We start from the raw sequence: 9,843 nt of genomic DNA, 5'->3' as shown, positions 1-9,843 counted from the left end.
ACCCCGCAGGCGCTAAAGCGCCGAGGAGGCTCCCCGGCACGCCCGCGGAAAGCGAAGCACCTGGAGCGGAAATCAATAGGCCCCATTGCAGGCGATAATCAATTCTAAAAATCATATTTTAATTCAAGTAAAATGAAAAATTGCCGAGAAAAATAACCTTTCTCGACAATCTGAGGACAGTCTACTTGACTGTCCTCTTTTATTAATGTTTTGAGTTTTCCAAACAGTCTGTCAGTGGTAAACTTTAACTAAGGAGGGCTGAAGAAAAATGCAAACGTTAAAGATTGGCAAGGTGACATTAACATGGTTATCCGGTGGAGTGACCCATTTGGACGGGGGAGCAATGTTTGGGGTCGTGCCCAAGCCTTTATGGTCGAGGCGTTATCCATCTAATGACAACAATCAAATTAAACTTATGGCTGACCCAATTTTGGTGCAGATGGAGGGCAAAAATTTATTAATTGAATCTGGCTTGGGAAACGGCAAACTGACAGATAAACAAAAAAGAAATTACGGAGTTACAAAAGAATCAGAAATAGAAGACTCCCTTAAGCGGCTAGGACTGGATACAAATTCGATTGATTATGTACTTATGACTCATTTGCACTTTGACCATGCCTGCGGTTTAACCAAGCCTAAAGTGGAGGGATATCAATCCTCATTTCCTAATGCCCAGATGATTGTATCCAAGATTGAATGGGATGAAATGCGGAGCCCTAATATCCGCTCTAAAAGTACATACTGGCAAGAAAACTGGCAAGCAATTGAATCACAAGTAGTAACGTTTGAAAGCACCTGGAGCCTTGGGCCGATTCAAATGATCCACACGGGCGGCCATAGCGATGGCCATAGCATTATTATCATTGAGGATGGCGGCGAGATGGCGATCCACATGGCTGACCTAATGCCGACCCACGCCCATCAAAACGTATTATGGGTAATGGCTTATGATGATTATCCAATGGATTCAATAAGGGAAAAAGAAAAATGGCTGCCTTATGCAACAAATCAAAATGCCTGGTTTACGTTTTACCATGATGCATTTTACCGGGCGGTTAAATGGGACCAAGAGACCGGGCAGTTAAAGGAGTTTATAGAAGTTAAATAACCTGCTGGGTAAGTATAAATTAAACAAGCCGCTTTTTATCGCGGCTTGTTTGTTTAAGAAGCTAAATCCTCAGGGAGACGACGTATATCTATGAGCGTGCCTGTATAGGCATCTGCAATAAATTCATATTGCACATTGGCTCCATTAGTATTTTTTGAGATGCCCCCCTTATATACTTGATAATGAAATTTATGCTTTTCATATGGTACAGCTTCCATATGTATCCAAGAACCGCTAATAGGACCAGATTCTTTAAATTGTTTCTTCACATATTCCAAAACTTTTTCAGGTGAGACCTTTGTTTTTTTGGAAACAAACTCCCTTGCAGCATATCCTCCAATCACTCCGATAACCGCGCCTAGAATTAACGATGACTTCCAGTTCATTTGCAGACCTCCAAAAATTTTTTGGAAAAAAATACATGATTACTTCCCTTTCAGTATATCGTATTAAACAGGAATTAGGTAATATTACATTTAATAATTGAATTATTGGTAAGTACTTAAAAGTTTAGCTAAAATAATAATATATACATATATATTGCATGGTAAGGAGATAGAAAATGAACGAACAAACATTAAAGCTTTTCAAAACTTTAACTGAACTCCCTGGTGCACCAGGTAATGAGCATTTAGTCCGAAAATTTATGAAGGAACAATTAACGAAGTATGCCGATGAAATAATTCAAGACAATTTAGGTAGTATCTTTGGAGTAAAAAGGGGAAACGGTGACGGTCCAAAGGTTATGGTTGCAGGCCATATGGACGAAGTTGGATTTATGATTACGGCCATAACAGACAATGGCATGCTTCGATTCCAGCCACTTGGAGGCTGGTCAGCACAGGTGTTACTTGCCCAGCGTGTTCAAATTTTAACCCAAAATGGTCCGATTATAGGGGTGGTTGGCTCCATTCCTCCACATCTTTTAGATGATTCTAAGAAAAACAAACTGCCAGAAATTAAAGACATGCTCATTGATATCGGGGCAGATGACCGGAAAGACGCTGAAAAAATCGGTATTAAGCCTGGCCAAGCTGTATTGCCAATTTGTCCTTTTACTCCAATGGCCAATCCTAAAAAAATTATGGCAAAAGCTTGGGATAACCGTTACGGCTGCGGATTAGCCATCGAGCTGTTACAGGAATTACAAAACGAAACATTGCCAAACATCCTTTATTCAGGTGCTACTGTTCAAGAGGAAGTTGGCTTACGCGGTGCACAAACGGCAGCTAACATGATTAAGCCTGATCTCTTTTTTGCTCTTGATGCCAGTCCAGCAAATGATATGACAGGGGATAAAAACCAATTTGGCCAACTGGGCAAAGGAGCACTGTTGCGGATTTTTGACCGGACCATGGTTACGCATAGAGGAATGCGTGAGTTTGTTCTCGATACAGCGGAAACTCATCATATCCCATATCAATATTTTATCTCTCCGGGAGGCACTGACGCAGGACGTGTGCATCTCTCGAATGAGGGTATTCCAAGTGCTGTAATTGGCATTTGCTCCCGCTATATACATTCACATGCATCGATTATACACGTGGATGATTATGCCGCAGCAAAGGAATTGGTGACCAAACTGGTCTTAGCTTGTGACAAAACCACTGTAGAATCCATTAAAGCTAACAGCTGATTTATTGAAGAGGCATGTCATGCGCATGCCTTATTTTTATTCACAAGGCTCTGTTAAATGAAAAACTTGATTTTTTAACAGCCAAATCTAACAGAGCCATTCACAAAGGAGTTGCGTATATGAAGATTGTCATCGGATCAAAAAACCCCACAAAAATTGCTGCTGTAGAAAGAAGTTTCACCGGCTACGAAGCCGAGTTTGTCTCATTGGACGTATCATCGGGAGTTAGCAATCAACCTTTTTCAGATGAAGAAACCATTAGAGGTGCCATCAATCGCGCTAAAGCAGCCTTAAAGGAAGGAACCGGAGATATAGGTGTGGGTCTTGAAGGGGGAGTCCATGAAACCAGCCATGGATTGCTTTTGTGTAATTGGGGCGCCTTAGTGACCACCGAAATGAATCCGATTGTTGCTGGCGGCGCGCGATTCCTCCTTCCTGAAGAAATCACTGAACGGCTGCGGGCAGGCGAGGAACTTGGAATTGTCATGGAGGACTTTTCCAAAAAGAAAAATGTTAGTAAACAAGAAGGGGCAGTAGGAATCTTTACTAATGGCATGGTTAATCGTGCGGAAATGTTTACCCACGTTATGTATCTGTTAGTGGGACAATTTGCTTATCACCAAAAGTTTTCACAAAACTAATATTTTTCGACGGTAACTTTCGACAAAACTCTTGTCATTTGAATAATTTGGAAGGTATGATGGAGATAGCATATATTTAGGAGGCGAAAGCGTCTGAAATCTTTAAAAGCGATCTCTGTTCTATTCCTATTTGTTGTCCTATTAAGTGCTTGCGGACATTCCTCTTATAAAGCAGAAAGTAAAAATGCCATAAAGTCAGTAAAATCTGCATTTGAGGAGAAGGCAAAAAAGCCAAATAAAAAAAGCGAAAATATAAAGTTTTATCTACCTTTCGGGTATGAAATTAAGGAAAAAGCACCCAATAATCTCATTCTTAAAAATGGTTCAAACACATATATCTTGTTTATAAATCCAAAGGAGAACCCTTCGAGCGAAGTGGTTTATCAGGCAACGATAGACCAATATAAAAAGTTGGATACGATTGAGAAGTTTAAGAGCGCTGAGCAGTTTGGATTTTTGGCCATTAAACAAGTAGAAGAAGATTTAAATGAGGTGACTGTCGGTGTTGGCGGGGCCAAAATTACTACTCAAGTAGAGACGAACAGTATGGCCCAAGAAGCAGAAACGATGATGGAGATAGCTCGTTCTGTTCAATATTAATAAAAACGGAGGCGGCCCTCCGTTTTTTATTGTTAACTTTAAATGGATATGTAAAGAGTGTGTTCCTGCAGGGCTGGTTCATTTAGTTGGACTCAGTGGCTGAAACACTGTTATGATGGAAAAAATAGAAACAATAGTGCAAATGGAGGATGATTTACGGTGAAAAATTTAGAGTCAATGGAGCAATTTGAACAAGTAAAAAGCCAAAATAAAGCAATCTTTATGTTTTCTGCAGGTTGGTGTCCGGATTGCCGCTTTATTGAACCGGCACTGCCAGAAATCGAAGCAAACTTCCCTGAGTATACTTTTATCCATGTAGACCGTGATGAATATATTGATTTATGCCAGCAGCTCGACGTTTACGGCATTCCAAGCTTTATCGCCTTTGACCACGGGAAGGAGCTTGGCCGCTTTGTCAGCAAAGACCGTAAAACACAAGAAGAAGTAGAATCCTTTATTAAGGGCCTGAGCTAAAGTGAAGATGGATAGCCAAAGAATGCGGCGTGAACTAGAATCACGTTTGCGAGGAGAAAACAGAAAGTTAATTTATGATCGTGAAAAGGACCAACTCCGGATTGAAAGTGAACGCACTGGGAAAGGAATTACCGTTTCCTTGACAGGGATCATTGCAAAGTGGAATTCGGAGAAAGAAAAAGCCATCGACGAGGTTGTCTATTATGTTGAGGAAGGGCTTCGGGCAATGGAAAACCCGGTCCAATTAACCGATCATGAAAAGAAGATTTTTCCGGTTATCCGCTCAACCTCGTTTCCAGCGGAAGCCGAGGAGGGTGCTCCATTTCTAACTGATGAGCATACGGCAGAAACTAGGGTTTTTTATGCCTATGACATGGGGAACACGTATCGGTTAATTGATGCACGCATCATGGAGAACGAAGGGTGGGAGCCTGAACGGATAAAGGAAATCGCCCTGTTTAATGCAAGGTCATTACCAACCCCGTTAAAAGAAGATCTAGTGGCCGGTAATATTTTTTATTTTTTAAATACCAATGATGGTTATGACGCCTCTAGAATCTTAAACAAAGGGTTCTTAAATGATATGAACAAGAAGATACAGGGAACGATGGTGGTTGCAGTTCCCCATCAGGATGTACTCATTATTGGTGACATCCGGAACGACCGAGGCTATGATGTTTTAGCCCAAATGGCGATGAGTTTCTTCACCAGCGGCCGAACACCGATAACCGCCTTATCCTTCCTATACGAAGACGGAGAACTAGAGCCGATATTCATTTTAGGAAAGAACAAATGATTAAGTTGTTTTAACCCTGTTTAATAGCTGACAGATCACTTTAAAAAAGTGGTCTTTTTTCATTGCCTTTTTCCATCCAATTGTCATTTTATAAATAAAATCGGCTGAATCTAAAGAATCCTGTCGAAAAAATCTTAAATACTGCTAAAATAGAAAGATAGCAAAGGAAGAAAGAGTGATTGTTTTGAGTTGGATCCAAGAATTGATTCAAAAATTAAAAAAAGAAGATGAGTTTGAATCTGACGACCCTTATTTACATAATGATAAACCGGAGCTGCTGTTCCATAAGAGCAATCCTAACAGCATAAAAGATGTGGATGCGAGAATATCCTACCAATATCCAAAAAACCACATTCGTTCTAGTCCAATTCATAAACCCAGTGAAACGGGAATACCAAAAATTAAACCGGAAAGAAGCTCCGGGAGGAAGAAATTAGATCTATCAAACCTTGCACCAGTACAGGAACCTGTATCCCGGAAGGAGCCAATTTCCCAAAACGAAAACACATCACAAAAACGCCAAGTTTTCAAAAAGGAACCCATTTCGAGAAGCCACGGGCCATTTCATCCAACAGAAATCCCTTCACCGGTTTTTGGGTTTAACCGGCCGAAAACACAGGATCCTGTTATTGAATATGAACTAGGTTATTTCTTAGAAAATGACAGCTTAACAGCTCACGAGCCGCTAATGAAACAAGAAAGGCTAAAAGTGGACGATGGCAGGGATGATGAAGAGAGCAATAGCCGTTCCAAACAGCATTCCACCGAAGAGGAAGGAACAGATGCTGCTAAGATCCACAGCGTGGCCACGAATTCCCCTGAGCAATCTAAAAACAGCAGCATCACTTGGGAACCTCCTAAGGAATTTGAAATCAGCCGGATGGCAGTGGAACCCTCTGTAGAAGTTGAAAATAAAATTGAAACCATGGAAGCCCTTTTGAAGCTTGAAAGCAACAGTGGATCCACGGACTCTCCTGTGAAATTTGAAAGCAACAGCGTGAACACGGAGGTCCCTGTAAAACCTGAAAATAGATTTGTTAGCGTAGAGAATGAGGTTGAACCTAACAATGAGGAACAGGATGTAATGCCAGGGGGGGGGAAGAGGAATCCTGAAAATAATGCCCCGGGTGTTGAAGACATTTCTAGCAATGCCATCCACGAAGTTGCATATGTAGACGAAACCGATTTAAATGACACTTTTGAAACTTCAACAGGCAAAACGGATACTGTAGTACACACAGACCAAAGTCCTTCGGATGAGGAGGAGAGAAAGACGGAGCGGCCGCGCAGGTCCCATCTTCCATTTAATGTTCTCATGCTAAAACAAGATAGGGAGTCTTGGGCATCCAAGGGAGTAAATCAGACACGGGGTGTAAAACAGGAGCAGCCTCCTGTAGTAGCTCAAGTCAATGCCGTTCCAGAGCCCCAAAACCAGCCTGAGATGCAGCAAATAACAGAACAAATTAGTGACTCGGAATTATTTCAGTTCCCGACCACATCTTTGCTGACACCTCCGATTGTCGAAGGGAATGATACGGAGTGGATAGAGAATCAACAGGAGGTTTTAAATCTCACATTACAGAATTTTAATGTTGGCGCAAGCGTCGTCAATGTGACGCAAGGCCCGGCAGTAACCCGTTTTGAGGTTCAGCCTGAGCCGGGGGTGAAAGTAAATAAAATTACTAATTTAAGTGATGATATCAAACTTAGCCTGGCTGCGAGGGATATCCGGATTGAGGCCCCAATTCCGGGTAAACATACGATCGGGATTGAAGTACCTAACAAAAAGGCAAGGCCCGTATTCATTAGTGAAATTATTCAAAGCAGCGTGTTCCGCAATTCGCCATCACCACTAACAGCTGTACTAGGTCTCGATATCGGCGGTAGCCCGATTGTAACGGACTTAAAAAAAATGCCGCATGGATTAATTGCCGGCGCAACAGGTTCGGGAAAAAGCGTCTGCATTAACTCGATTTTAGTGAGTTTGTTATACAAAGCTACTCCCGATGATTTAAAACTGTTGCTGATTGACCCAAAAATGGTAGAATTGGCTCCATATAATCGGATACCCCATCTTGTCAGCCCGGTCATTACCGATGTGAAGGCAGCTACTGCCTCATTAAAATGGGCGGTAGATGAGATGGAACGGCGTTATGAATTGTTTGTACATGCAGGTGTTCGCGATATCGGGAGATTTAACGATTTGGCTATGGAGCATAAACAATATGCTGACAAATTGCCATATATCGTTATTGTCATTGACGAGCTGGCAGATTTAATGATGATGTCTCCGGCGGATGTGGAAGAAGCCATCTGCCGAATTGCTCAAAAGGCCAGAGCCTGTGGCATACACTTGATTGTTGCCACCCAAAGGCCATCAGTTGATGTTATTACAGGTTTAATTAAGGCAAATATTCCTACCCGGATTGCCTTCTCCGTGTCATCACAGGTTGATTCACGGACCATTATTGATATTAGTGGTGCAGAAAAGCTGCTTGGCCGGGGGGATATGCTATTTTTAGAAAATGGCTCCTCAAAACCAGTCCGGCTCCAAGGGTCATATGTATCTGATGAAGAAATTGATCGGATTGCCGATTATGTTAGAAGCCAAAGAGAGCCGGATTATTTATTTGAACAAGAGGAATTATTAAAAAAAGCACAAGTTACCTCAGATGAAGACGAATTGTTCTATGATGCATGTGAGTTTATTATTGACCAAGGGGGAGCTTCCACCTCGAGTTTGCAGCGTCGGTTTAAAATTGGGTATAATCGGGCAGCAAGGTTAATGGATATGCTAGAAGATAACGGATATATTTCTGGCGCAAACGGGAGTAAGCCCCGTGATGTCCTCATCACGGAAGCAGATTTAGAATCGATTCAAGATTCCATGCTTCATTCATAGTATTCTTTATTACAGGGACTGCATAATAAACAAGGAATTGAGTTGTTTTTTAGGTGTCCGCAATAAGCAAAATAGTTTTTATTAGTAAACAGTGCTATAATATTGAATTGTATTTTCAATATAAAATAAAAATCAGCTATCGGACATGACTAGTTTTTCATGTTAGCAATTACAGACAGATGTCATATACTGTTTTACAGATAGACGTTGGTTGGAGGTTCTTCTATGACTATTTACCATTTTGTAGGTATAAAGGGGTCTGGGATGAGTGCACTCGCACAAGTCCTTCACGATATGAAATTTCAGGTGCAAGGCTCCGATGTCGAAAAGCGCTTTTTTACACAACTGGCCCTTGAACAATCAGGGATTACAATCCTTCCGTTTCAGAAGGAGAATATTAAGCCAGGCATGACAATTATTGCAGGAAATGCTTTTCCTGACACTCATGAAGAAATTCAAGAAGCCATGAAGCTAGGACTTCCTGTTGTACGGTACCATCGCTTTTTGGGCGATTTTATGCAAAAGTTCACGAGTGTTGCCATTACAGGGGCACATGGGAAAACATCGACTACCGGGCTTATGTCTCACGTGATTTCAGGTGCCAAGCCTACTTCGTTCTTAATCGGGGATGGCACTGGCAAAGGAGAAGAGAATGCTGAGTATTTTGTTTTTGAGGCATGTGAATACAGACGGCATTTTCTTTCCTATTTTCCCGACTATGCGGTCATGACCAATATCGATTTTGATCACCCTGATTATTTTGCCAATATTGATGATGTTTTCTCTGCGTTTCAAGAGTTGGCCATGCAAGTGAAAAAAGGCATTTTTGCCTATGGGGATGATGAAAAGTTACAAAGGATTCAGGCAAAGGTCCCTGTATTATACTATGGTTTCGGAGAAGAAAATGATTATCAGGCGGCCAATATTGTAAAAACGACAGAGGGCACCACCTTCGATGTATTTATACGGAATACTTTTTATGATACTTTTTCGATTACTACGTTTGGCGATCATAACGTGTTAAATGCATTGGCAGTTATTGGTTTATGCCATTATGAAGACATCAATAAAGAAATCGTAAAAGAGCGGTTGACCACCTTCCAAGGGGTAAAAAGAAGGTTCACTGAAAAAACAGTCGACAAACAAATATTAATTGATGATTATGCCCATCATCCAACGGAAATTAAAGCGACAATTGAAGCCGCTAGACAAAAATACCCTGATCGGAACATTGTGGCCGTCTTCCAGCCGCATACTTTTACACGCACGCAAGCATTTCTTGATGATTTTGCTGAAAGTTTAAGCCTTGCTGATAAAACGTATTTATGTGAAATTTTTGGTTCGGCACGTGAAAAGCAAGGGAAGCTTACCATCAGTGACTTACAAAGTAAAATTGCCGGGGCTGAAATTTTGACCGAAGAATCGACAGGTGTATTAAAACAATATGAAAACAGTGTAATCCTTTTTATGGGTGCTGGGGATATTCAAAAGTTCCAGGAAGCCTATGAAAAGCAATTAGTATAATAAATGGCCCGCCAACTGGCGGGTTATTTATTTAGGCGTATGGACAATTCAGTAAAAGGCAAATTCTGCAAGACAAGACACTCAAAACGTTGTAGTATTAGATTATACCCTGAGGTTTACATAGATGGCAGATAGGTAATATATAATGATAGGAATAAGGCG

General features: G+C 41.2%; 9 protein-coding genes. 8 read left to right on the top strand and 1 reads right to left on the bottom strand.

The window, feature by feature from the left end:
• Positions 1-268 precede the first annotated feature (268 nt).
• Positions 269-1,108 (top strand): YtnP family quorum-quenching lactonase, encoded by an 840-nt coding sequence (locus BN2425_RS12435; RefSeq protein ID WP_042459787.1) that lies wholly within the window; start codon positions 269-271, stop codon positions 1,106-1,108.
• Positions 1,109-1,161: 53 nt separating this feature from the next.
• On the opposite strand, the gene BN2425_RS12430 is transcribed toward BN2425_RS12435, so the two are convergent.
• Positions 1,162-1,494 carry a PepSY domain-containing protein gene (locus tag BN2425_RS12430; protein WP_042459784.1) on the bottom strand — a complete coding sequence of 111 codons (333 nt, stop codon included), beginning with the start codon at positions 1,492-1,494 and terminating at the stop codon, positions 1,162-1,164.
• A 176-nt stretch (positions 1,495-1,670) separates the two neighbouring features.
• Between BN2425_RS12430 and BN2425_RS12425 the strand changes: the two genes are divergently transcribed.
• The 7 genes from BN2425_RS12425 to murC all read left to right on the top strand — a co-directional run bounded on the left by BN2425_RS12425 (position 1,671) and on the right by murC (position 9,681).
• Positions 1,671-2,744: a M42 family metallopeptidase gene (locus BN2425_RS12425; RefSeq protein WP_042459781.1), complete on the top strand. Its 1,074-nt coding sequence runs from the start codon at positions 1,671-1,673 to the stop codon at positions 2,742-2,744.
• Positions 2,745-2,863: 119 nt separating this feature from the next.
• Complete coding sequence (locus BN2425_RS12420) at positions 2,864-3,385, top strand: DUF84 family protein (protein ID WP_042459779.1); 522 nt, start codon at positions 2,864-2,866, stop codon at positions 3,383-3,385.
• A gap of 375 nt (positions 3,386-3,760) precedes the next feature.
• On the top strand, positions 3,761-3,985 hold the full coding sequence (locus BN2425_RS23080) for a hypothetical protein (RefSeq protein ID WP_235714623.1): 225 nt from the start codon (positions 3,761-3,763) through the stop codon (positions 3,983-3,985).
• Positions 3,986-4,144: 159 nt separating this feature from the next.
• Positions 4,145-4,459 (top strand): thioredoxin family protein, encoded by a 315-nt coding sequence (locus BN2425_RS12410; protein ID WP_042459773.1) that lies wholly within the window; start codon positions 4,145-4,147, stop codon positions 4,457-4,459.
• Positions 4,460-4,466: 7 nt separating this feature from the next.
• Positions 4,467-5,255 carry a DUF1444 domain-containing protein gene (locus BN2425_RS12405; protein ID WP_042459882.1) on the top strand — a complete coding sequence of 263 codons (789 nt, stop codon included), beginning with the start codon at positions 4,467-4,469 and terminating at the stop codon, positions 5,253-5,255.
• Positions 5,256-5,439: 184 nt separating this feature from the next.
• A complete protein-coding gene (locus BN2425_RS12400) occupies positions 5,440-8,157 on the top strand; it encodes a DNA translocase FtsK (protein ID WP_074433060.1) in 2,718 nt (905 codons plus the stop codon).
• 225 nt (positions 8,158-8,382) lie between these two features.
• On the top strand, positions 8,383-9,681 hold the full coding sequence (murC, locus tag BN2425_RS12395; RefSeq protein WP_042459770.1) for a UDP-N-acetylmuramate--L-alanine ligase: 1,299 nt from the start codon (positions 8,383-8,385) through the stop codon (positions 9,679-9,681).
• Positions 9,682-9,843 lie beyond the last annotated feature (162 nt).

The organism is Neobacillus dielmonensis (assembly GCF_000612665.1).
Lineage (GTDB): Bacteria > Bacillota > Bacilli > Bacillales > Cytobacillaceae > Neobacillus > Neobacillus dielmonensis.
The sequence above is the reverse complement of the archived record's forward strand: the minus strand, read 5'-3'. Positions and strand labels throughout refer to the sequence as shown.

Coding starts and splice junctions, on each gene's coding strand:
- BN2425_RS12425 (WP_042459781.1), top strand. CDS start 1,671: ATGAACGAACAAACATTAAAGCTTTTCAAAACTTTAACTGAACTCCCT.
- murC (WP_042459770.1), top strand. CDS start 8,383: ATGACTATTTACCATTTTGTAGGTATAAAGGGGTCTGGGATGAGTGCA.
- BN2425_RS12430 (WP_042459784.1), bottom strand. CDS start 1,494: ATGAACTGGAAGTCATCGTTAATTCTAGGCGCGGTTATCGGAGTGATT.
- BN2425_RS12420 (WP_042459779.1), top strand. CDS start 2,864: ATGAAGATTGTCATCGGATCAAAAAACCCCACAAAAATTGCTGCTGTA.
- BN2425_RS12435 (WP_042459787.1), top strand. CDS start 269: ATGCAAACGTTAAAGATTGGCAAGGTGACATTAACATGGTTATCCGGT.
- BN2425_RS12405 (WP_042459882.1), top strand. CDS start 4,467: ATGGATAGCCAAAGAATGCGGCGTGAACTAGAATCACGTTTGCGAGGA.